This window comes from Nocardioides sp. zg-DK7169 (genome assembly GCF_013155365.1).
Classification (GTDB): Bacteria; Actinomycetota; Actinomycetes; order Propionibacteriales; family Nocardioidaceae; genus Nocardioides.
On sequence record NZ_JABJRA010000001.1, the window covers coordinates 123,781 to 143,691 of the forward strand.

The 19,911-nt window shown below is 73.3% G+C and carries 23 protein-coding genes; 10 read left to right on the plus strand and 13 right to left on the minus strand.

The genetic code is table 11. The features are described from left to right. Nucleotides 1-52: 52 nt before the first annotated feature. Nucleotides 53-1,972: a VWA domain-containing protein gene (locus tag HOQ23_RS00565; protein WP_172210851.1), complete on the minus strand. Its 1,920-nt coding sequence runs from the start codon at nucleotides 1,970-1,972 to the stop codon at nucleotides 53-55. A gap of 118 nt (nucleotides 1,973-2,090) precedes the next feature. Here HOQ23_RS00565 and HOQ23_RS00570 point away from each other — a divergent pair, with 118 nt between their 5' ends. The 5 genes from HOQ23_RS00570 to HOQ23_RS00590 all read left to right on the plus strand — a co-directional run bounded on the left by HOQ23_RS00570 (nucleotide 2,091) and on the right by HOQ23_RS00590 (nucleotide 5,835). Next, nucleotides 2,091-2,609, plus strand: coding sequence for a DNA-binding protein (locus tag HOQ23_RS00570; protein ID WP_172210853.1), 519 nt, complete (start codon nucleotides 2,091-2,093; stop codon nucleotides 2,607-2,609). Nucleotides 2,610-2,710: 101 nt separating this feature from the next. Then, on the plus strand, nucleotides 2,711-3,673 hold the full coding sequence (locus tag HOQ23_RS00575) for a serine/threonine-protein kinase (protein WP_367650312.1): 963 nt from the start codon (nucleotides 2,711-2,713) through the stop codon (nucleotides 3,671-3,673). Nucleotides 3,674-3,760: 87 nt separating this feature from the next. Beyond that, the gene (locus HOQ23_RS00580) at nucleotides 3,761-4,426 is read left to right on the plus strand and encodes a hypothetical protein (protein ID WP_172210673.1); all 666 of its coding nucleotides are present in this window, start codon (nucleotides 3,761-3,763) and stop codon (nucleotides 4,424-4,426) included. Between the two features lies 1 nt (nucleotide 4,427). Beyond that, on the plus strand, nucleotides 4,428-5,501 hold the full coding sequence (locus tag HOQ23_RS00585) for an SGNH/GDSL hydrolase family protein (RefSeq protein WP_172210855.1): 1,074 nt from the start codon (nucleotides 4,428-4,430) through the stop codon (nucleotides 5,499-5,501). A gap of 61 nt (nucleotides 5,502-5,562) precedes the next feature. Further along, nucleotides 5,563-5,835, plus strand: a complete 273-nt coding sequence (locus HOQ23_RS00590; RefSeq protein ID WP_172210858.1) for a hypothetical protein — start codon at nucleotides 5,563-5,565, stop codon at nucleotides 5,833-5,835. Between the two features lie 6 nt (nucleotides 5,836-5,841). Here the strand turns inward: HOQ23_RS00590 and HOQ23_RS00595 are convergent, their stop codons facing one another. Further along, nucleotides 5,842-6,216 (minus strand): DUF192 domain-containing protein, encoded by a 375-nt coding sequence (locus HOQ23_RS00595; protein ID WP_172210860.1) that lies wholly within the window; start codon nucleotides 6,214-6,216, stop codon nucleotides 5,842-5,844. A 78-nt stretch (nucleotides 6,217-6,294) separates the two neighbouring features. On the opposite strand from HOQ23_RS00595, the gene HOQ23_RS00600 reads away from it, so the two are divergent. The 4 genes from HOQ23_RS00600 (at nucleotide 6,295) to HOQ23_RS00615 (ending at nucleotide 9,400) form a co-directional block, all read left to right on the plus strand. Next, nucleotides 6,295-6,705 carry a hypothetical protein gene (locus HOQ23_RS00600; RefSeq protein WP_172210862.1) on the plus strand — a complete coding sequence of 137 codons (411 nt, stop codon included), beginning with the start codon at nucleotides 6,295-6,297 and terminating at the stop codon, nucleotides 6,703-6,705. A 150-nt stretch (nucleotides 6,706-6,855) separates the two neighbouring features. Next, nucleotides 6,856-8,226 carry a hypothetical protein gene (locus HOQ23_RS00605; protein WP_172210864.1) on the plus strand — a complete coding sequence of 457 codons (1,371 nt, stop codon included), beginning with the start codon at nucleotides 6,856-6,858 and terminating at the stop codon, nucleotides 8,224-8,226. Beyond that, nucleotides 8,223-8,858: a hypothetical protein gene (locus HOQ23_RS00610; protein ID WP_172210866.1), complete on the plus strand. Its 636-nt coding sequence runs from the start codon at nucleotides 8,223-8,225 to the stop codon at nucleotides 8,856-8,858. The genes HOQ23_RS00605 and HOQ23_RS00610 overlap by 4 nt, the downstream gene beginning before the upstream one ends. Then, the gene (locus tag HOQ23_RS00615) at nucleotides 8,855-9,400 is read left to right on the plus strand and encodes a hypothetical protein (RefSeq protein WP_172210868.1); all 546 of its coding nucleotides are present in this window, start codon (nucleotides 8,855-8,857) and stop codon (nucleotides 9,398-9,400) included. Before HOQ23_RS00610 ends, HOQ23_RS00615 begins: the two co-directional genes overlap by 4 nt. Nucleotides 9,401-9,424: 24 nt before the next feature. On the opposite strand, the gene HOQ23_RS00620 is transcribed toward HOQ23_RS00615, so the two are convergent. The 11 genes from HOQ23_RS00620 to HOQ23_RS00670 all read right to left on the minus strand — a co-directional run bounded on the left by HOQ23_RS00620 (nucleotide 9,425) and on the right by HOQ23_RS00670 (nucleotide 19,175). After that, entirely contained in the window at nucleotides 9,425-10,117 is a 693-nt protein-coding gene (locus HOQ23_RS00620) for a pilus assembly protein TadG-related protein (protein WP_172210870.1), read from the minus strand. 94 nt (nucleotides 10,118-10,211) lie between these two features. Then, a complete protein-coding gene (locus HOQ23_RS00625; RefSeq protein ID WP_172210872.1) occupies nucleotides 10,212-10,418 on the minus strand; it encodes a hypothetical protein in 207 nt (68 codons plus the stop codon). Between the two features lie 198 nt (nucleotides 10,419-10,616). Further along, nucleotides 10,617-11,306: a response regulator transcription factor gene (locus HOQ23_RS00630; protein WP_172210875.1), complete on the minus strand. Its 690-nt coding sequence runs from the start codon at nucleotides 11,304-11,306 to the stop codon at nucleotides 10,617-10,619. After that, the gene (locus HOQ23_RS00635) at nucleotides 11,299-12,480 is read right to left on the minus strand and encodes a sensor histidine kinase (RefSeq protein ID WP_172210877.1); all 1,182 of its coding nucleotides are present in this window, start codon (nucleotides 12,478-12,480) and stop codon (nucleotides 11,299-11,301) included. Before HOQ23_RS00635 ends, HOQ23_RS00630 begins: the two co-directional genes overlap by 8 nt. Next, nucleotides 12,477-13,388, minus strand: coding sequence for a type II secretion system F family protein (locus HOQ23_RS00640; protein WP_172210879.1), 912 nt, complete (start codon nucleotides 13,386-13,388; stop codon nucleotides 12,477-12,479). The genes HOQ23_RS00635 and HOQ23_RS00640 overlap by 4 nt, the downstream gene beginning before the upstream one ends. Next, entirely contained in the window at nucleotides 13,385-14,305 is a 921-nt protein-coding gene (locus HOQ23_RS00645) for a type II secretion system F family protein (protein WP_172210881.1), read from the minus strand. Before HOQ23_RS00645 ends, HOQ23_RS00640 begins: the two co-directional genes overlap by 4 nt. Beyond that, nucleotides 14,296-15,675 carry a CpaF family protein gene (locus tag HOQ23_RS00650; RefSeq protein ID WP_216653431.1) on the minus strand — a complete coding sequence of 460 codons (1,380 nt, stop codon included), beginning with the start codon at nucleotides 15,673-15,675 and terminating at the stop codon, nucleotides 14,296-14,298. The genes HOQ23_RS00645 and HOQ23_RS00650 overlap by 10 nt, the downstream gene beginning before the upstream one ends. Then, on the minus strand, nucleotides 15,672-16,040 hold the full coding sequence (locus tag HOQ23_RS00655) for a TadE/TadG family type IV pilus assembly protein (protein ID WP_367650313.1): 369 nt from the start codon (nucleotides 16,038-16,040) through the stop codon (nucleotides 15,672-15,674). The genes HOQ23_RS00650 and HOQ23_RS00655 overlap by 4 nt, the downstream gene beginning before the upstream one ends. After that, the gene (locus HOQ23_RS00660; RefSeq protein WP_172210883.1) at nucleotides 16,037-17,587 is read right to left on the minus strand and encodes an AAA family ATPase; all 1,551 of its coding nucleotides are present in this window, start codon (nucleotides 17,585-17,587) and stop codon (nucleotides 16,037-16,039) included. The genes HOQ23_RS00655 and HOQ23_RS00660 overlap by 4 nt, the downstream gene beginning before the upstream one ends. Then, nucleotides 17,584-18,315: a Flp pilus assembly protein CpaB gene (gene cpaB / locus HOQ23_RS00665; RefSeq protein ID WP_172210885.1), complete on the minus strand. Its 732-nt coding sequence runs from the start codon at nucleotides 18,313-18,315 to the stop codon at nucleotides 17,584-17,586. Before cpaB ends, HOQ23_RS00660 begins: the two co-directional genes overlap by 4 nt. Next, on the minus strand, nucleotides 18,312-19,175 hold the full coding sequence (locus HOQ23_RS00670) for a hypothetical protein (protein ID WP_172210887.1): 864 nt from the start codon (nucleotides 19,173-19,175) through the stop codon (nucleotides 18,312-18,314). The genes cpaB and HOQ23_RS00670 overlap by 4 nt, the downstream gene beginning before the upstream one ends. A gap of 134 nt (nucleotides 19,176-19,309) precedes the next feature. On the opposite strand from HOQ23_RS00670, the gene HOQ23_RS00675 reads away from it, so the two are divergent. Continuing rightward, on the plus strand, nucleotides 19,310-19,891 hold the full coding sequence (locus HOQ23_RS00675; protein ID WP_172210889.1) for a hypothetical protein: 582 nt from the start codon (nucleotides 19,310-19,312) through the stop codon (nucleotides 19,889-19,891). Nucleotides 19,892-19,911: the final 20 nt, after the last annotated feature.

Sequence of the window (19,911 nt, forward strand, 5' to 3'; positions counted from 1 at the left end):
AACCCGGCGCCCCGCGGGCCGCATCCGGCTCCCGGACGCGCCAGGCGGCGGCTCAGCTCGCCGAGCGGCGTCGCCAGAGCAGCAGCGCGGCGAGCAGCGCTGCCACACCCAGCACCCCGGCGCCGACGGCGACGATGTTGACGGTGTCGCCCTCGCTCTCACCGGACGCCTCACCCTCGCCGCCGCCATCGCCGTCCGCGTCGTCGGCCGAGGCGCTCGGCGAGGGCTCGGCCACGGCGTCGGTCGCGCCGTCGGCCACGCTCCACGTGGCGCCGCCGGCGTACGTCGGGCCCTCGGCGGGCTCGCCGATGACCTCCACGTCGAGGGTGAACGGGATCTCGACGGTGTAGTCGCGCTTCTGCACGCTCAGGCTGATGTAGTAGTCGCCCGCCGCGGTGACGTCGGCGCCGCCGCTGAACCGGGCGCTGCGGATCTCTGAGGGGACGCGGCTCACGACCGGGACGGCCGCCTGGAGGGACGAGTCCTCGGCGAAGTCCAGCCAGGTGGCCCCGTCGACGTAGCCGAGCTGGGCGCCCAGCGGGTTGAACAGCATGAGGTTGGCGTTCGGCGCGAACCGCCCGAACTGCTCGGCGACCTGTCCGGTCGCAGCCGGGAACTCCACGCTGACCTGCGCCGCCTGGCCGAACTCGAGCGGGACCTTGTACAGGAGCACCTCACCGGGCACGACGGTGCTCGACCAGCTGCCGGCGCCGAGCTCGGGGGCCGACGCGAACGAGGCGCCGCCCTCGACCTTCTGGGCCGCTCCGCCCACCTGCGGCGCGGCGACCGCCAGCTCGGAGAGCTCGGGGTCGGTGAAGCCGACCTCCTCGACCGGGGGCTCCTCGGTGACGACCAGGCCGAACGGCACCTCCTCGCTCGCGCCGCGCGCCCGGGTGACGGTGACGACGTAGTCGCCGGGCTCCTCACAGCCCGCCACGCTGCCCTGGCGCGGGAAGTCCCCGGCGGTGACCTGGACGCCCATCACCTCACGCAGGTCGAGCGCGCCCCGGTTGGCGGTGGAGTAGTCGCAGCGCCCGGCCGGCCCGGCGATCTCCGCGACCAGCCCGTCGTTGAACCCGGCCTCGCCCTGGGTCAGCGCCGCGACGCGCAGCGTCGTCCCGGCCGTCTCCCGGGTGAACACGTAGCTCTTGGACTCCCCCGCGCCACCGATCGTGTCGACGTACTCGCCGACCTCGACGGGGGTGGGCGAGCTCTCCGCACCGCCCACGATCGGAGCGCCGTCGAGGGTGAAGGGCCGCAGCGCCCGGGACGCCACGCGGATCAGCCGGCTCTCGATGTCGGCGGCACTGTCGGCGTCGTAGTAGGTGCCGTTGCCCTTGTCGGCGATGCACTGCAGCTGCGAGCGTGCCGCTCCGGAGACCGAGAGGCCGACGACGTCGATCTGCAGGTCGATGCCGTTCGCCTGAAGCTCCCCGGCCACCGTGCACGGGTCGGGGTCGCACGTCGACTCCCCGTCGGAGACCAGGACGATCGAGCGGGTGCCCTCGTTGCCGAGGTCCTTGGCCGCCTCCTTGAGCGCGTGCGGGATCGGGGTCTCGCCGTACGGCTCGTAGTCGCCGATCGCGGCGCTGAGCTCGTCGCGGTTGCCGGTGCCCGGCTCGACCACCACCTGGCTGTCGGTGCAGGAGCCGGCGTCGGTGCGCGAGAACACCGTCGCGCCGAAGACGCGCAGCCCGACCTCGGCCTCCTCCGGCAGGCCCCCGACCACCGTCGTCAGCGCCTTGCGGGCCGCCGCGATCTTGGTCTGCCCCCCGCCCGCCGCCTCGGCCATCGAGCCCGAGGCGTCGAGGACCAGCATCATCCGGCCGTAGCCGTCCCCCTCCGCGGAGGGAGCGGGTGCGGGTGCTTGTGCGGCGTGACCGGTCGCGGGTCCGGTGGTCGCGACGACCGTCCCGGCCCCCGCGGCGACCAGGATCGCGGCCAGGCCGGCCAGGTGACGACGGAGCTTCATAGGACTCGCCTTTCCCTCATCTCGATGCGGCGACACCTACCCTGCTGTTTGCAATAGCAAACGTCAACGTTGCTGTTGCGAACACCCGGGGTCTACGCTCGACGACGAGGGGGCAGCCATGGAAGCGGAGAGGCCCGAGAGGCCGGACAAGATCGACGAGCAGCGTCGCCTGTACGGCGAGCCGATCGGCGCCCTGGTACGCCGCGTCACCGCGGGCCTGGGGCTCAACCAGTCCCGCGTGGCGGAGATCCTCGGCCTCAGCCCGCCGATGCTCTCCCAGCTGGTCAGCGGCCACCGCGTCAAGATCGGCAACCCGCTGGCGGTGTCCCGTCTGCAGAGCCTCCTGGGCCTGGTCGAGGAGGCGCCGACGCTCTCCGGCGAGGCGGTGCAGCGCCGCCTCGAGGAGATCCGCACCCACCACGGCACGCTGTCGACCGGCCAGTTCACCCACGTCCCGGAGTCCTCCGCCGTGGTCCGCAAGGTCCTGCGCGCGGTCGCCTCGGGCCAGGAGCTGGACCGCGCCGCCGAGGTGCTCGCGGACGTGGCCCCCGGCCTGGCCGAGCTGGTGCGGGTCTACGGCACCGGCAGCGAGGCCGAGGCCGCACGGCACTTCGCCGCGATCAGCCACGTGATGTGAGCCCGAGCGCGCTCGATCCGCACGACCGGTCTGCGTACGATGACCGCCATGCTGCCGCCCGCGGGTCCCCTGCTGCGCGACCACGCCCCGCGGTGGGGCCGGTGAACCCCGTCTTCGCTCGCCGCTACGAGCTGCTCGACCCCATCGCCGACGGCGCGATGGGATCGGTCTGGATCGTCCGCGACCAGCAGGACGGACAGGTCAAGGCGGCCAAGGTGCTGCGCCACAGCGACGCGGCCTCGCTGCTGCGGTTCATGCGCGAGCAGTCGACGCGCATCCACCACCCCCACGTCGTGACCCCGCTGAGCTGGTCGGGCGAGGACGACTCGGTCCTGTTCACCATGCCGCTGGTGCGGGGCGGTTCCGTCGCGACCCTCATCGGCGACTGGGGCCCGCTCCCCGAGTCCTGGGTCGTCGCCGTCCTCGAGCAGACGCTCTCGGCCCTGGAGGCCGTGCACGACGCGCGGGTGGTGCACCGCGACGTCAAGCCCGCCAACCTGCTCCTCGAGCCGACCGGCCCGCGCCGGCCCCACGTGCGCCTGACCGACTTCGGCATCGCGGTCCCGGTCGACCAGCCGCGGATGACGCTGTCCTCCACCACCCTCGGCACCCCCGGCTACATGGCGCCGGAGCAGCTGCGCGGCGCGGCCCCCGACCCCCGCCAGGACCTGTACGCCGTGGGCGCGGTCGGCCTCGAGATGCTGCTCGGCCACCCCCCGCCGTTCGAGCCGGGCGAGCTTCCGGACTCCCCGCTCGGCGCGCTGCTGCTCGCCGCGACCGCCCCCGACCCGGACCGGCGCCCGCCGAGCGCGAGCGCGTTCCTCCACGACCTGCGCGCGCTTCGTGCCGCGCAGGCCGACTGGGACCCCGGTGACGTGGAGGTCCTCGACCAGTTCGCCGGGCCGGCCCACCGCGACGTCGTGGGTCCCGTCCCCGCACCGACCACGGTGCTCCAGGTGGGCGAGGCGACCGTCGCCAAGCGGCCCTCGGTCCTGGCCGTGGGCGTCCTGGCAGGGACCGGGCTGGCCCTGCTCGTCCTCTCCGCCGTGCTGCTGCTGGGCTGAGCAGCGCCGGCGGCTGTCGCGCGCCGGGCCCTCACCTGGGACCGTGGGCCCACCACCGCACGGCTCCGCGGTCCTAGCGTCGCGGCCGTGACCAGGCCCTCCCTGCACCACGTCCCCCGCCCCCGCCCCGGCACCCGTCGTCGCACCCGTCTTCGGGTCGCAGTGGGTGTCGCGCTCCTGCCGGCGCTGCTCTCCGCGTGCGGCTCCGGCACCTCCGCGGGAAGCCCTGCGGACGACCCGGCCGCCCGCAGCAGCGACCTGCTGATCACCTCCGACGCCCTGCCCGCAGGGTGGGGCGACAGCAACTCCCAGGGCCTGGACTACCGGCTGACGGTCTGCGGGGTCGACCTCGAGCCGGAGACCCCGGCCAGGGCGAGCAGCCTGCGCTTCTCCGAGGGCCCCTTCGGCCCGTTCCTCGAGCAGCACGTCCGCGTCTACCGCACCGACGTGATCGCGGACGTGATCGCCGACCTGCGCACCGCCCTGCCCGGCTGCAGCGGCTACACCGCCCGCGGCACCCGTCCCGACAGCCCGACGGCCCGTTTCACCGTCGAGCCGCTGACGGTGAAGGGCGCACCGCCCGACAGCGTCGCCTGGCGCCAGACCAGCAGGGGCCGCCTGCCCGTCACCGCGGACGTGGTGGTGGTCAGGTCCGGCGACGCCGCCGTGACGCTGATGTCCTACGCGCTGCGCGACACCCCGGACCCGGCCGTCCTCGCCCGCGCCGTGGCTGCGCTGCCCGAGGTCGGCTGAGGTGGCCACCGTGCCGCGGGCGCGCCGTACCCGACCCGGCGAGCGGGGCGCCGGCACCCTCGAGTACGTCGGGGCCACGATCCTCGCCTCGCTGCTGGTGCTCGGCCTGCTGGTCACCCCGGCGGGAGGCGCCCTGCGCGACGGGTTCGCCGAGGCCGTGTGCAGCGTCGTCGAGCGCGACGGCTGCACCGTCCCGGGTGCCGGCGAGACACCCCTGGAGCAGGCCACCAGCGGGGAGTACGTCGCCCTCGGCGACAGCTACTCCTCCGGCGAGGGCGCCTGGGACTACGAGGAGGGCACCGACTACGACGACCGCGTCGACCTGTGGCCCTACAACGACCACGAGGAGGACCGCAACCGCTGCCACCGTTCCGCGCACGCCTACTCCCAGGTGATCACCGGCGCGAACGACTTCGCCGGCGGGTCCACCTTCGTCGCCTGCTCCGGCGCCGTCGCCCAGCACCTCGACAACCCCAACGCCGGCAACACCGGCGAGGACCCGCAGTACGACGCGCTCAGCCAGGACACCTCCCTGGTGACCATGACCATGGGTGGCAACGACCTCGGGTTCGCCGACGTCGTCAAGGACTGCATCATCAACGGCGCGCGCGGCATCGGGCCGGACACCTGCCAGGCCAAGCACGACCGGCGCATCGAGGAGGACCTGCCCCGGCTGCGGGAGGAGCTCCTCGAGCACTACCGCGAGATCAAGGAGAAGGCCCCGAACGCCCGGGTGGTCATCGTCGGCTACCCGCCGCTGTTCGTGAGCGACCCCTCCGACAGCTTCGGCAACCTGCTGTTCGAGGAGGACCAGGTCTGGATGAACGAGGTCGCCGGCGACCTCAACGCGATGCTCGCGGACGCCGCCGCGGAGGCGGGGGTCGAGTTCGTGGACCCGACGCAGGCCTTCGAGGGCCACGGGATCGGCAGCGACGAGCCGTGGATCAACGACCTCGACCTCGGCGGTCCCGGCTTCGCCATCGCCGACCCCAGCAGCTTCCACCCGAACGCCGCCGGCCACGCGGCGATCGCCGAGCTGGTCCAGCAGCAGCTGGAGAGCCCGCGCTACCGCTGAGGCGCGCCGGGGGTGGGCAGGGGTGGCTAGGGTGGCGGCCCGCGAGCGAGAGGACGCACGGTTGAGTCCCGGTCTGGTCCGCACGATCTCCCTGGTCAGCCTGCTCGGCTGCCTCCTGCTGGTGCTGCACGCCCTGCTCCTCGGACTGCACGTCGAGGACACCCCGCGTGCCCTGGAGGACGCCGCGGAGGCCGAGAGGGTGGGCTACCCGGCGGCCCTCGGCGCGGTGCTGGCCGTGGTCGCCCTCCTCGGGGGGCGGCACCGCTGGGCGGTCGTCGCCGCCGTCCTCGCGCTGGTCCTGGGCGTCACGGCCCTGGTGCTCGACGTGCGCTGAGCGCCGTCAGCCAGGCGCGTCGCCGATGGTGAGCACCGAGCCGCGGCGTACTCCCCAGGCGGCCATCGAGCCGGCCGCGGCCTCGATCGTCGCGCTCGCCCGGAACCGGAACCGGGTCATGCCGGTGAGGCGCCGCAGCGTCGCCACGTGGAGCACCCGGCCGTCCCGGTCGACCACCGCCACGTCGATCGGGTAGCGCATGCCGACCATGTGGACCGAGGGGCAGCGGGTGATCCAGAGCGCCCCGACGACCCGGTCGGTCCCCAGCAGTCCCCGCCTCCGCGTCCGCGCGGTGTCCGCGACCGCGAGCGGCGCCACCGGCGTGCCGTCGCGCAGCAGCACCCGGTCACCCGGTCCGAAGACCCTCTCGTCGCGGGTCACGGGAGGTTTGCGCAGGTCGGCGCGGTGGCACCATCCGCGGGCAGGACTCCACGACCGACAGGAACACCGAGACAGCCGATGGACCTCCTCCTGACCTTGCGACTCGCCGCCGTGCTCGCCCCCGGGGCGCTCGTGGCGTGGCTCGCCGCCCTGCTGCTGACGCTCTCGGCCGGCAGCCCGACCGCGACCGTGCTGCTGCGGACGCTGCTCACCGCGGTCATCCTGGTCCTGCTCACCCGGCTCGTCATGCGCGGAGCGTACGACGGACCCGGGCTGGTGGGCCGGGCCGCCCTCGCGGGCCTGCTCGCCTACCTCGTGTCCCCCGCGGCGTGGGCCGGTCGGGCCCTGCTGGGCCAGCTGCTGGTCGACCCGGGGCCCGCGTCGTACGCCATCGACCTGGTCGTGTGGGTCGCGCTGGTCGCGATCGCCGCCCGCACCGCCGCCGTCCGCGCGCCCGCCGTCGCGCCCGCGCCGTACCGGCTCGGCTGACCCAGGCGCGAGATGGGCATGAGCACCGACGCGGGCGATGGGCCCGCCGACGGGTCCCGGGACCTACGCGCCACACCCGCCGGTCGGGTTGTCTCAGAGGTCTCGTGGACACCGGCGCCCCCGAGGCGCCACAGCAGGAGGAGCAGGACCATGGGTGGCGCAGACGAACGTCGGCAGCACGAGCGCGGCGCGGCCACGCTGGAGACCACCGGCGTCGCGATCATCGCGGCGACCCTGGTCCTGGCGGTGATGCTGGCGGCTCTGCCCCAGGGCACGCGCCTCGCGGAGACCTATTCGTACTGGGTGTGCCAGGTCGTGACCTTCGGCCAGGGGGGCTGTGCCCCGCCCTCCTCGGCCCCGGAGTCCCGGGAGCCGACCGAGCCGTGCGTGCTCACCCAGGACGGCGTCGAGCGCAACCAGGAGATCTCCGTCCTCGTCGTCACCGTCGCGGACGGGCGCCGCATCGAGATCCAGCAGCTCAGCAACGGCGAGTACCGCGTGAGCGTGACCGACAGCAGCAGCGGGGGCGCCGCAGTCGGGGTCGGAGGCGGGCTGACCGTCACGGTCAACGACACGACCGTCGGCGGCAGCGCCAGCGCCGGCGCCGGCGCCTCGGTCGACATCCGGGCCGGCGCCGTCTACCACGCCGACAAGGACGAGATCGGCGGCCTGATGGACGCGTTGCTCCAGGACCAGGTCAAGGACACCGTGGCCGGCGACCGAGGCCCGCTGCGTTGGATCGCCGACCAGATCACCGACATCACCGGCATCAGCAAGAACCTGCCCGTGCCCGACGAGGTGTACGCCGAGGGCGGCATCTCGTTGAACGCCAGCGCCGAGGCCACGGGCCTCACCGACCACGCTTCCGCCGGCGTGAGCGCCTCGAAGGTCCTCGGCACCCGGGTGAACCGCGACGGCACCACCACCGTCTACCTGCGCTCCGAGATCTCGGGCGAGGCCGGGCTGCAGTCGCTGGGCGTGGACACCGACGGCCTGGAGTTCCAGGGCGCCGCGCTCGAGGGCTCCGCCGAGCTCGTCACCGCCGTCACCTTCGACTCCGAGGGCAACATGGTCCAGGTCTCGGCCACCGCCACGGCCGCCGGCTCCTCCTCGGGCATCGCCTCGGCGCTGTTCGGCGGCAGCACGGACGCCGGCCTGGCCAACCAGCAGAGCGGGATGCGCATCTACCAGGCCAGCCTGGACACCGACAACCCCGCCAACCAGGCCGCGGCCCAGCAGTTCCTGCTGGCCCAGGGCGTCTCCAGCCTGGGCGCCTGGAGCAACCCGGCCCTGAGCGCAGTCGGGAACATCGGGTTCATCCAGGCGGCGATGGCCAACGGCACCGTGACCCAGCAGGACTACGACACGGACAGCAACACCGTCTTCGGCGTCGACGTCAGTGGAGAGCTCGTCGCCGAGCTGGGCGTCTCGGCCGAGGTCAAGACCGACTCGATGAGCACCACCGGGGCGCAATACTGGGACGGCACGCAATGGGCGAACTGGGAGGCTTGCAGCGCATGACACGACGGCGCCTGACCGCATCGGTCCTGAGCGGGGTGCTCGCCGTGGGCCTCGCCGCCTGCGGGGACAGCCAGGACTCCGGTACCGGTGACCGATCCGTCTACGAGCCCACGGAGAGCCCCTCGATGGCCGTCACGATGATCGACCTGCCCGCGGACTACTCCACCATCGAGGGCGCGGGGTTCTCCATCGGCGTGCCCGGCGAGTTCCAGCAGAAGCGCACCCAGAGCTCGAACGGCGAGCCGATGCTGGTGCTGGAGAAACCCTCGGAGGTCGAGTCGCTCCCCCAGCGGGTGGCGATCATCCGCGACGTCGATCCGAAGGCCCCGGCCTCGGAGCAGTCCTTCGCCCTCGAGACCTCCAAGGCCGCGGCCGGTCCGGAGGCCGAGGCGGAGCGCTCGACCGTGCCGTCCGGCGACGACGACCTGGAGCCGGCCTACCTCGTGACCTGGAAGGAGACCCGACCGAGCGCCGACGACCGGGTCGAGGTCACCTACTGGCAGCTGCTCCAGCAGGTCGACGACGACCTCATCATCAACGTCGTCGCGCTGGCGCCGAGTGCCGAGTTCGACACCTCCGAGGTCAGCAAGATCCTGCGCACCTTCGTCGTGGACGCCTCGTCGCCCGCATGAGGCTCGGACCCACCCAGGTCCTGTTCCTGCGCCTGGGCGCGATCGCCTGCCTGCTCGGAGCCGTGGTGACGGCGTTTGTCGCGATCACCGTCGACTCCACGGCGCCGGGCTCCGAGGCGGTCAGCGTCGCTGACGACCCGCAGGAGATCGCGCTGCCCGACCCGGGCCTCTTCGGCTCCCAGGTCGTGGTGTACGGCGCGTCCGGCGACACCGGCGTCTCGCCCTCCGACCTCGGCTGCCGGCTGCTCACCCGCGACGGCGCGGAGCAGAGCACGGCACGGATGTCGGCGCTGAGGGTCCTCTCGACGCCCGCGATCACGGTCGAGGACCAGCGACTCGACCCGCTGTTCACCGTCGGGTCCTACCCGCGCGGCTCGGTGCTGGCCTGCAGCGACGCCCAGGCGGTGGCGCCGATGGCGCTCTCCCGGCCCTCGACGTTCGGCACCGCGGCGACGATGGTCCGCGTCAGCGCCGTCCTGGCGACCCCGACGTTGCTCGTCGTCGGCGTCGGCGGGCTGCTGGTGCTGCGCCGCCGCGCCTGAGGCGGCGGCCGTGCCCGGCCAGTCTCAGTCGATCAGGCGCGGCTGGAGCGAGTCGAGCTCGAGGTCGACGAAGGAGAGCCGGCCGGTCTCCCCGTCGATGACGAACCTCGCGGTCAGCGGCCCGCAGGAGAACGTCGTGCCGATGTCCGGCGGCGGGGGCGGCGGCCCCGGGTCCTCGGTGGGACCGTCGGAGGGGCCGTCCGACGGCGCGGCGGTCGGGGTGGGGGTCGGCGTCGGCTCGGGCGGGTCCTCGTCGTTCCACGAGCACCCGGAGAGGTCCAGCCCCGTGGTCGCCACCGCGTCCGCCACAGCGGGTCCGACCTCGTCGCTGACGTCCTCGTTCATCCGCACCGACGCCCTCACCTCGCCGCGCACGAGGTCGAAGCAGTAGTCGGTCAGCGTCGCCTCGTTCTTCTGCGCATAGGTGCTGGCCCGGTCCTGGCCGAAGGCGCACCCCGCCGTGCCGCCGAGACCGTCGCGGGAGGTCACCATGGCGAGCAGCTGGGGCAGGAGCTCGCGCAGCGCGCCGGCACCTGCGAGCGCCGCGGCGTCGGCGGCGCTCTGCGCCCGGGTCTTCTCGTCCACACCCCGGGCGAGCAGCGCGACACCCGAGACCGCGACGGCGACCAGGGCCACGATCACCACGATGACCAGTGCGGTGGTGATCTGGCCGGCCTCGTCGCGACGAGGGCGGCGGTGAGAGCGCGCGAGCAGCATGGATCGATGCCTTCCCAGTTTCGTGCCCGGACACACGTCGACGCGGGCCCCGGAACGATCCGGGACCCGCGTCGAGGAGTGGTGGTGGCTCAGGTCAGCCGCCGGTGACGGAGTTGACGGCCTCGGTGAAGAACGCGCCGAGGTCGATCGCGTCGGCCGCCTGGAGGACCGCGACCACGATCGCCGCGGCGACGATGATCATGCCGACGTACTCGAGCGTGCCCTGGCCGCGCTCGTCGTCCTTGCGCGTCACGAACATGTGGGCCTGGAATGCGAGCAGAGCCTCGAGAACCTTGTTCATCCTGATCGACCTCTTCCTGTTGGTGGTGCGGGAGCCCTCCGGATCGGGCCCGAAGCCTGTGGTGGTCGTCGGTCTGCTGTCCGACACCTGAAACCTAGGCGGACCGGAGCCGATCGGAGGGGGCCCTCGGACCCATCGCCGGACCCATTGCGGGACCCACTTCCGGGCCCAGGCCCGGATCGGTCCCGGGCCCTCGGCTCAGCCCTGGGCCCGGGTGCCGAGCCAGACCGCGATCGCCTCGCTGCGGCTGGTGACCACGAGCTTGGCGAAGATCGCGTTGACGTGGTTCTTGACCGTCTTCTCGGCCAGGTAGAGCTCACGCGCGATCTCGGCGTTGCTCATCCCCTGTGCGATCAGCGCCATCAGCTCCCCCTGCCGGTCGCTGAGGTCGAAGCGGCGCTGCCGCTCACGGCGCTCCTCGGCCGGGTCGTGCGGTGCTCGGATGTCGCGGATCGCCTCGAGGGCCTGCCGGGAGAACGCGCCGGCCCCCAGTGCGGCCTGGCGCACGGTGTGCACCAGGGTCGAGGCGTCGAACGAGCCGTGCACGAGGTAGCCGCTCGCTCCGGCCGCCAGCGCGGCCCGGATGTGCTCGGGCTCGTCGGTGAAGGTCAGCATGATCACCGTGGTCTCCCCGGCGATCGCCCGCGCGGTCTGCACGCCGTCGCGGCGAGGCATCCGCACGTCGAGCAGGACCACGTCGGGCCTGAGGCTGTGCACCATCGACTCGGCGAGCACGCCGTCCGCCGCCTCGCCCACGATCTCGATCTCCGCAGAGCTCTCCAGGAGGCTGCGCAACCCGGTGCGGACGACAGGGTTGTCGTCGACGATCAGGGTGCGCGTCGGCCCGGTGGCGGTCGCCGGCGTCGCGATGGTCAGGTCCTCATGCATGTGTGCCCTCCCGAAGTCCCATGCACGGCGCGAGGAACCGCACCGTGGTGCCCGCGCCGGGCGCGCTGACCACCTCGGCGCGACCGCCGATCAGCTCGAGGCGCTCCGCGTAGCCGCGTACGCCGAAGTGCCCCTGTCGCTCGCGCTCGGGGAGGACGTCCACCGCGAAGCCGCAGCCGGCGTCGCTCACCTCGATCATCACCTCGTCGTCCTGCACCGGCCTCAGCCGCACCGTCACCCGGTCCGAGCCCGAGTGGGTCACCGCGTTGCGGATCGCCTCGCGCGCGGCCGCCAGCAGCTCGTAGCGCACGGAGGGCGCCGAGAGGTCCACGGGCTCGAGCTCGAGGCGGAGCCGCACCTGTGGGGCGTCCTGCGTGCAGTCGCGGGCGAGCGTCGCCAAGGACTCCTGGAACGGCTGGTCCAGCACGTCCTGGCGCAGCGCGGAGAGCAGGCTGCGCAGCTGGACCACGGCCTCCCCCGCCGACGCCGAGATCGCGTCCGCCTCCGCGCAGGCACGCTGCGGGTCGTGGGTGATCCAGTGCGAGAGCGCCTGGGCGGACAGCGCCAGGCCCTGCAGGGTCTTGGCCGTCGAGTCGTGCAGCTCGCGCGCCAGCCGGGCCCGCTCCTGAGCGGTCACGCTGCCGGAGACCAGCTCGGCGAAGGCCCGCTCCGACTGGCGCTTGCGCTCGGCGAGGGTCCGGAACCCCTGCCCGAGCACGACCACGAACACGAAGGTGAGCGGGAAGCCGTAGTCGGCGAGGAAGGTCACCGCGACGCGTTCGTCGCCGAGGCTCGCCACCAGGTAGCCGCTCACCATCGTCACCGTGGAGAGCACGGCCGCCAGCGGCGACAGCACGACGCCGATCACCACGCAGCTGCTCAGCGCCACCAGCACCAGCGGGTTGTCGGTGCCGAGGGTGACCATCAGGCCGGTCATCACCAGCGCGTCGAGCATCACCAGGGACGGGTGGCGCTGCAACAGCGCCGGCACCGTCGGCACCGCGATCCCGGCCATGCTGGTCAGCGTCAGGAAGAAGATCCCGCCGACCGCTCCCGGGGTCAGCGTCTGGTCGACATAGCCGGCCAGGCTGACCAGCAGCGTCATCATGCGCAGCAGGAACGCGAGCCGCACCAGCGCACGGACCTCGACGGCGGCGATCGACTCGAGCGTCATTCGGAGAACCCCCCGAACAAGTCGCCGAAGTTGACGCCGGCACCGAGGATGAGGCCGACCATGAGCAGGATGAGCGCCGCCGGGACCATCACGACGGTGGTCACGAGCGTGACGCGGGGAGCGATCTGGGCGGCCTTGCGGCGCTGGCGCTGGGCGTGCTCGCGGCGCTGGTCGACCGCGATCTGGTTCAGCGCCTCGACCAGGGGTGCGCCGAGCTCGTCGGACTGGATGAACGCCGTGACGAACTGGCCCAGCGCCTCGGAGTCGCTGCGCTCCTGGAGCTGCTCGAAGGCACCGCGCAGGGTGGCGCCGTGCTGCACCTGGCTCAGCGCCAGCCGCATCTCCGCCGCCAGCGGGCCGCCGAAGCGGTCCGAGACCCGCATCAGCGCCGGGCGGAACCCGACGCCGGCGGTCACCGTGACGGCGAGGACGTCGAGGAAGTCCGGGAGGTCACGGTCCAGGGCCTCGGTGCGCAGCCGGCGCATCCGCGAGAGCCGCGCCAGCGGCATCATCACCGGTGCGACCAGCGAGAGGCCCACGCCGAGCAGGTTTCCCGAGGTCAGGCTGATGAGGAAGACCGGCGAGAGCATCAGCGCCCAGGTCAGCACCAGGCGGATGACCCCGTCGACGTTCAGCCCGTCGGGTCGTCCGGCGTAGTCGACCTGGGTCTGCAGCCAGTTCAGGACCGGGGCCGGGAGGCGGCGGCGTACCGAGGGCGCGAGCCGGGTCGCCAGCCGCCCGAGCGGCCCCTCGCCCTTCGCCGCCCGGCGCTGCTCGGGGCGCAGGACCATGAGCTCCTCGAGCCCGAGCCCGTCGGTGGGGTCGGCGCGCAGCAGCCGGTAGCCGCGCAGGGCGAGCACCATCGCGGTCGCCAGGGCGAGACCGGGGAGCAGGACCGTGAGGCTCATATGTCGAACCTCGTCATCTTGCGGATCAGGAAGAACCCGAGAGCGAAGAGCGACCCCGAGACCACCAGGGCGATCTGCCCGGCGATGTGACCGGTCATCTTCTCCACCGAGCCGGGCTGGATCATGTTGATGAAGAACAACATCCCGACGCCGAGCACGATCACGAGGTAGCCCGTGGCCAGTGCCTGGGCGAGGGTGGTGCGGATCTCGCGCCGGGTCTCCTTGCGTGCCTCGAGGGTGTTGGCGATGTCGCGCAGCGAGGTGACCAGCGAGCCACCGCTGCGCGCGCAGACGACGAGCGTCGAGAGGAGGACGGCGACCTCGCGGGACGGCAGCCGCTTGCCCATGTCGTCGAGCGCGCTGACCAGGTCGGCGCCGAATCGCATCGAGTTCGCGACGCTGCGCAGCTCGGGGCCGGCCGGGGCGGCCAGCTCGTCGCCGGCGATCGCGATCGCGCTGGTGATCGACAGGCCGGCGCTGGTCGCGTTGGCGAGCACGCGGGCCAGCTCGGGCATCTGGACGATGAACGCCTCGAGGCGACGGGCCTTGGCCCGGCGGATGAACGCACGCAGCGCGAGGGCCCCCAGGCTGAGGCCCAGGACGCCGAACACCGGCGCCAGCGCGGTCCACAGCACGTAGGCAGCCCCGAGGCCGACCCCAGCAGCGACCAGGACGACGACCAGCGGGCGCTGGTCGATGCCGGCGAGCACGAGCTCGCGCTCGACGAGCTGGCCGAGCCGGGTGCGGCGGAAGCGCCGGTTCGCACGCTCGATCAGCGGCGCGTCGTCGATGCGGTCGTCGCCGGTCACGGCGGCGGCGATCCGCCGGCGCTCCGCGGCCACCGCGGCCAGGTGGACGGTCCCGAGCAGGGCGCAGAGCGCCGATCCGATCGCGCACAGCAGGACCGTCAGGACCACGACACGCCCCCGCCCTCGTCGAGGCGCTGGCCCTCGAAGGCCCGCTCGAAGCCGTCGGGCAGCTTCTCGCCGCGGTCCTCGAGACGATCGGCCAGCGCCGGGTGCACCGGGTGCCGGACGAACGAGCCCGCCGTGCCGGACGGCCCGGTCGCCCGCGGGTCCCAGTGCACCAGGCGGTTGAGGGAGAAGTCCTCCCGTCGCCGCGAGGAGAGGTAGCTGAGCTCGACCACCCGACGGGTGCCGTCGGGGGTGCGCACGAGCTGCAGGACCAGGTCGATGGAGGAGTTGACCTGCTCGCGCAGCGCGTGGAAGGGCACCTCCACCTCCGACATCGACGCCATCGTCTCCATGCGGGCCAGGGCGTCGTCGGTGGTGTTGGCGTGCACGGTGGTCAGCGAGCCCTCGTGACCGGTGTTCATCGCCTGCAGCATGTCGAGCGCCTCGCCGCCGCGGCACTCGCCGACGACGATGCGGTCGGGGCGCATGCGCAGCGCGTTGCGGACCAGGTCGCGGATGGTGACCGCGCCTCGTCCCTCCACGTTCGGCGGCCGGGTCTCCATCTGCACGACGTGCTCCTGGACCAGCGCCAGCTCGGCGGCGTCCTCGATGGTGACGATCCGCTCGTGCTCGGGGATGAACGCCGAGAGCGCGTTGAGCATGGTCGTCTTGCCCGAGGCGGTGCCGCCGGAGACCACGATGTTGAGCCGGGCGCGGACCGCAGCGCCGAGGAGCTGGACCGTGGCCGCGTCGATCGCGCCGCGTTGCATCAGCTCCTCCATCCCGTAGCGACGGGGGAAGAGGCGGATCGTGACCGTCGGGCCGCGCAGCGCCAGCGGGGGCAGCACGACGTTGACACGTGCGCCGCGCGGCAGCCGGGCGTCGGGGGGCAGGCGTGCGTCGACCATCGGGCTGGACTCGTCGACGCGCCGGTTGACCGTCGAGACGATCCGGTCGATGGTCTGCAACAGCTGCTCGTTGCTGGTGAACCCCGAGGGGATCCGCTCCAGGACGCCGAAGCGCTCGACGTAGACGGTGTCGTGGCCGTTGATCATGATCTCGCTGACCGCAGGGTCGGCCAGGATCGGCTCGAGCACGCCGAGGCCGACCGCCTCGTCGACGACGCGGCGTACCAGGCTGGTGCGCTCGCGGGTGCTGAGGATGATGCCCTCGGTCGACACCAGGTGGTTGAGGACGCGTTCGAGACGGGTGCGCCGCTGGGACTCCTCCAGCCGGCCGAGCTCGTGGAGGTCGACCTCGTCGAGGAGGAGCCGCTTGAGCCGGCGGACCAGGAGCTCGTCGGAGGTCTCCCCCGCGCTCGCGTCGTTCCCACCCGTCAGGTCGACCCCGGCGAAGCCCCGGTAGCCGCTCACCTGTCCACCGCCATCGAGACGTCCCGCGTCACCGTGAACACCGGGAGCGGGGACACCCGCGGCACCTTGACCCGCACCGTCACCGAGTCGCCCGACGTCTCGATCGAGTCGACGTCGAGGCTGCCCGGCAGGGCGCCCTCCGCGGCGGCCACCGGGTCCTGCCCGAGGCTCTGGGCCCGGGCCGCCGCACGAGCGGCCTCCTGGGTCTGCGACGCCGACCAGCCCGCGACGCCGAGCTGGAGGACCAGCAGCGCGACCAGCAACAGCAGCGGCACCAGCCCGACGACCTCGAGGGAGACGCTCCCTCGCTCGCGGGCCGGGCCACGGCCCGGGCGCACCGGGCGGGGCAGGGACGACGCGCTCACGGCTCCTCCACCACGTCGCTGGTCTGGGAGATCTCACCGGGCAGCGCCGCGCAGCCCGGGCACAGCACCGGCACCTTCGTCGAGACCTTGACCGACCCGTCGCCGAGGACCGTCACCCGGACGCTGTCGCGCATCGAGGAGGGTACGGCGTCGCGCGCCGCGGCGCCGGGGTCCTCGCCGATGGAGTGCGCGCGGGTGGCGGCGTTCGCGGCGTGCCCGTTCCACACGAAGGCCAGCGCGGTCAGGCCGACCTGCCAGGCCAGCAGGCAGATCAGCGCGACCACGGGCACCAGGGCCACGGTCTCGACCGCGAGCTGCCCGGCCTCGGCCTTGGCCCGCCGGCGTCCGCGCCGCTTGGGCTCGCTCGTGGGGGTCGGCACCGCCGACGCCCCGCTGACGCCGATCTCGGCACCGATCCGCTCCAGCGCCGACCACCAGGACGCCTCGCGGACCTCGTCGGGGTTGCGGGAGTTCACGCTGCGCTCCAGGCTGCGGAACGCCGAGGGGAGCCAGGTCGAGACCACGCTGGCCGAGGTGAGCTTGCCCAGCGCGTCGAAGGTGAGCGCGTCGTCGCGCGAGACCTTGTTGACCACGACGTGCAGCTCCTGCTCCGAGCGCACCCCGAGGCCCTCCCAGGCCTGCACGGAACGGCGGAAGGAGCGCATCGCGAGCACGTCGGCGGTGACCACCACGACCGCGGCGTCCGCGACCTCGATGGCCGCGGCCTGGGCGGGCGTGGCGTGCGAGCCGCCGTCGACCAGGATCACGTCGAACTCCTGGCGCAGCAGGCCGAGGATCGCGCGCACGGCGTTCGCGGTGACGTACTCGGACTCGTGAACCTGCTGCGGGGCGAGCAGCAGCGAGATGCCGGACTCGTGGCGCACCAGCGCGTCGATGATGGTGGCCGCCGAGAGGTCCTCGGACACCTTGGCCACGTCGGCGATCGAGACCCGCTGGCGGGCCTCGATGATGCCCGAGACGTCCCCGGCCTGCAGGTCCAGGTCGACCAGGCACACCTTGGTGCCCGGGACCTTGCGCTGCAGGTCGATGGCCATGTGGGTGGCGATCGTGGTCGTGCCCACCCCGCCCTTCGCGCCGGCGAAGACGGTCACCCGGCCGTGCCGGCCGAGGTCGCGGGCGGTGTCGGCCACCGCCCCGGAGATCAGCCCGGACATCCGGTCCGACCACTGGCGCGCGACCTCGAAGCGCGAGAGCAGGTCGTCGAAGCCCATCGGGTAGCGCACGACCCCCTTCGCGCCGGCCTCCATGGCCAGCAGCGCGGTGTCGCCGTCCATGCCGGAGTTCACGACCAGCACGCCGGTCGTCGGGGCGCGGAACACGATCTCGCGCACCACGTCGGGAGCCGATTGCGGACCGAGCGCGTCGTGCAGGAGCACCACCGACGGCTTGAGCCGCGCCACCGTCGCCGACAGCTCGTGGCTGGACTCGACGATCGAGAGGATCTCGGTGTCCTCGATCTCGGCAAGGAGGGCCCGCAGCTCCCTCACGACCGCCTGGTCGGCAGCGCCGACCACCACCTTCGTCATCGTGCCTCCTCCGGGACTGCCCGGCCGCCGAGGTCCTCGGCGTCGAAGTCGTCGATCTCGCCGGAGCGGTTCGCCCCGACGTCGCCCGGCAGCGCGACCAGCCGGACCTCCTGGGCGAACGCCGCGGCGTAGGTGACCGAGAGCGCGTTCTTCGGCTCCAGGGCCAAGGTCACCGGCACGACGTCCTTGCTGGTGCCGACGGTCGAGTCGGTGTCGACCGTCACCGTCTGCTGGCCGCCGATCGAGACGATGCGGACGTCGCGGACGATGACCCGCGCCTGCTTGGGCAGGCCCGGCACGTCGGAGAACACCGCGATGATGTCGACGCGGTCGCCCGGCCGGACCCGGCCGGCGACACCGGTGACGCTGTCGACGTTGATCGCGATCTCGCGCTCGGTCGGACTGAGGTCGGTCGAGGGGATGAGCATGTCGGAGGTGACCACCGTGCCGGCGGCCAGCTGGAAGCCCACGCGGCGCCCCTCCAGCTCGCGCAGGCTGGTGACGGCCGTGGGCGAGGCCCAGCGCCGCGGGACCTCCTTGGCCCGCACGTTGGAGGCTCCGAGCGGGAGGTAGGCGTCGACGGGCTCGGAGACCTCGTAGACGGTGATCTTCGGGCCGACCTGGCTCTCGACCTGGGAGACATAGCTGCTCACGGCCACGAAGACCGCGATGGCAAGGGCGAGCGCGGCGAGCAGGAACAGCACTCCCCGACGCTGACGAGCGTTCAACGTGCGACTCCTCGGAGGGATCCTTCGGTGCGGTCGACGCCCACGGCGGCGATCCGGCAGAACGGGCAGATCTGGTCGCGGACCGGCTCCTCGCAGGAGGGGCACCGCAGGGACGTGGGGGTGTCGGCGGCACCCGGGGCGGCGGGCCAGGAGATGACGAACTCCACCGCCTTGGCCGAGCCCCACACACGGGCGCCGTCGGCGACCGGCTCGCGTCGGGTGGGGCGGGTGGCCAGGCCCATCGCGAACAGCGCGGAGATGGCCGCCTCGGGCAGCTCGCCGTAGGCGTGGCACTCGTACGACGCGGCGACGACACCCGGCGTCGGCACCCGGCGCAGCCGGCGCTCGGGCGCCAGCTCGGTGACCGGGAGCCTCGCCACCCAGCCGGGGTCGCCGTGCACGGCGAGGAACCCGTCGGCGCCGGCGAACCAGGACTGGACGTGCTGGCCGAGGGTGGGCGCTGGGCGCGAGAGCCGGGCCACGGACGGGAGCCAGGCGCCCCACACCACGGTGTCGAGGGCGGCGACGATCGCGTCGTGCACGGCCGTCGCGGACACGGCGTCGGTCGGGACGAGCTCGGCGGCTCGCACCAGCACGGCGGCGGACACCGGGAACGACAGCACCCGCACGGGGAGCTCGGGGCGCGCAGCGGCGACGGTGGAGGCGGCGACGTGGGCGGCCATCGCGTGCGCGGTCGGGGCCAGCACCAGGAGGTGACGGGTCTGCGCGGAGCGGACCTGGGGATCGGTGGCGAGCGCCGTGGGGTCGGAGAGCGGGTGCACCTGCCACTCCCCCCACGGAGCCGTGCCACGGAACGAGCCGCTCGGCTGCTCGTCCATGATCGCGACGACTAGGGACATGGCCGGTTACTACCCCGTTTCCCCGGCGCCAACCGTCGACCGGTCCAGCGGCCGGACCGCTATCCTCCTGAGGCGCGCGACCGCGTCTGCCGACCGATCCGGCCGTGTCCGCGCCGAGCCTGGAGGAGGGTCCGTTGAAGAACTCGCTCGCGCGCCTGCGAGGCGCGCGGGACGCGCGGACCCGGCGCCTGCAGGACTCCGCCGCGACCCGCCGGCGCCGACGGCTCGCGGGCGCGGTCCTGCTGGCCGTCGGGCTGGCGACCCTGGTGTTCGGCGTCGCGGCGGGCCGCGCGGACGCGCCCCCGCAGGTGCAGCTCGCCACCGAGGGGGTGACCCAGGTGCCGTCGACCCGGTTCTTCCAGAGCCCCTGGGTCCTCTACGGCCAGGTCGACGATCCCCGCCGTACGCCGTCCCTCGACGAGGTCGGCTGCCGACCCGAGAGTGGTCTGGACCTGCCGGCGCAGCCCGAGGACCTGACCACCTTCGGCTCGCGGGTGGTCGACGGCGTACCGGTCGCGGCGATCGCGCTCCTCGGGCACTCCGACGACGGCGCGGCGATCGCCTGCACGGGCGCGAGCGACCACGCGCCGCTGTGGTTGATGCCGTCCTCGGACGCACCGCCCTTCACGGCCACCTCGATCGTGATCCTCGGCGTCCTGCTGCTGGTGGCGGGCGCGCTGGTCCAGCCCGCGAGGATCGAGCGCCGCGCGGCCTGAGCACCGCCCGGCAGCCCCCA

Excerpts from the sequence above, each read along its gene's own strand:
- HOQ23_RS00635 (WP_172210877.1), bottom strand. The coding sequence starts at position 12,480 with ATGACGCTCGAGTCGATCGCCGCCGTCGAGGTCCGTGCGCTGGTGCGG.
- HOQ23_RS00570 (WP_172210853.1), top strand. The coding sequence starts at position 2,091 with ATGGAAGCGGAGAGGCCCGAGAGGCCGGACAAGATCGACGAGCAGCGT.
- HOQ23_RS00660 (WP_172210883.1), bottom strand. The coding sequence starts at position 17,587 with ATGACGAAGGTGGTGGTCGGCGCTGCCGACCAGGCGGTCGTGAGGGAG.
- HOQ23_RS00610 (WP_172210866.1), top strand. The coding sequence starts at position 8,223 with ATGACACGACGGCGCCTGACCGCATCGGTCCTGAGCGGGGTGCTCGCC.
- HOQ23_RS00630 (WP_172210875.1), bottom strand. The coding sequence starts at position 11,306 with ATGCATGAGGACCTGACCATCGCGACGCCGGCGACCGCCACCGGGCCG.
- HOQ23_RS00640 (WP_172210879.1), bottom strand. The coding sequence starts at position 13,388 with ATGAGCCTCACGGTCCTGCTCCCCGGTCTCGCCCTGGCGACCGCGATG.
- HOQ23_RS00600 (WP_172210862.1), top strand. The coding sequence starts at position 6,295 with ATGGACCTCCTCCTGACCTTGCGACTCGCCGCCGTGCTCGCCCCCGGG.
- HOQ23_RS00670 (WP_172210887.1), bottom strand. The coding sequence starts at position 19,175 with ATGTCCCTAGTCGTCGCGATCATGGACGAGCAGCCGAGCGGCTCGTTC.
- HOQ23_RS00625 (WP_172210872.1), bottom strand. The coding sequence starts at position 10,418 with ATGAACAAGGTTCTCGAGGCTCTGCTCGCATTCCAGGCCCACATGTTC.
- HOQ23_RS00565 (WP_172210851.1), bottom strand. The coding sequence starts at position 1,972 with ATGAAGCTCCGTCGTCACCTGGCCGGCCTGGCCGCGATCCTGGTCGCC.
- HOQ23_RS00620 (WP_172210870.1), bottom strand. The coding sequence starts at position 10,117 with ATGCTGCTCGCGCGCTCTCACCGCCGCCCTCGTCGCGACGAGGCCGGC.
- HOQ23_RS00605 (WP_172210864.1), top strand. The coding sequence starts at position 6,856 with ATGGGTGGCGCAGACGAACGTCGGCAGCACGAGCGCGGCGCGGCCACG.
- HOQ23_RS00615 (WP_172210868.1), top strand. The coding sequence starts at position 8,855 with ATGAGGCTCGGACCCACCCAGGTCCTGTTCCTGCGCCTGGGCGCGATC.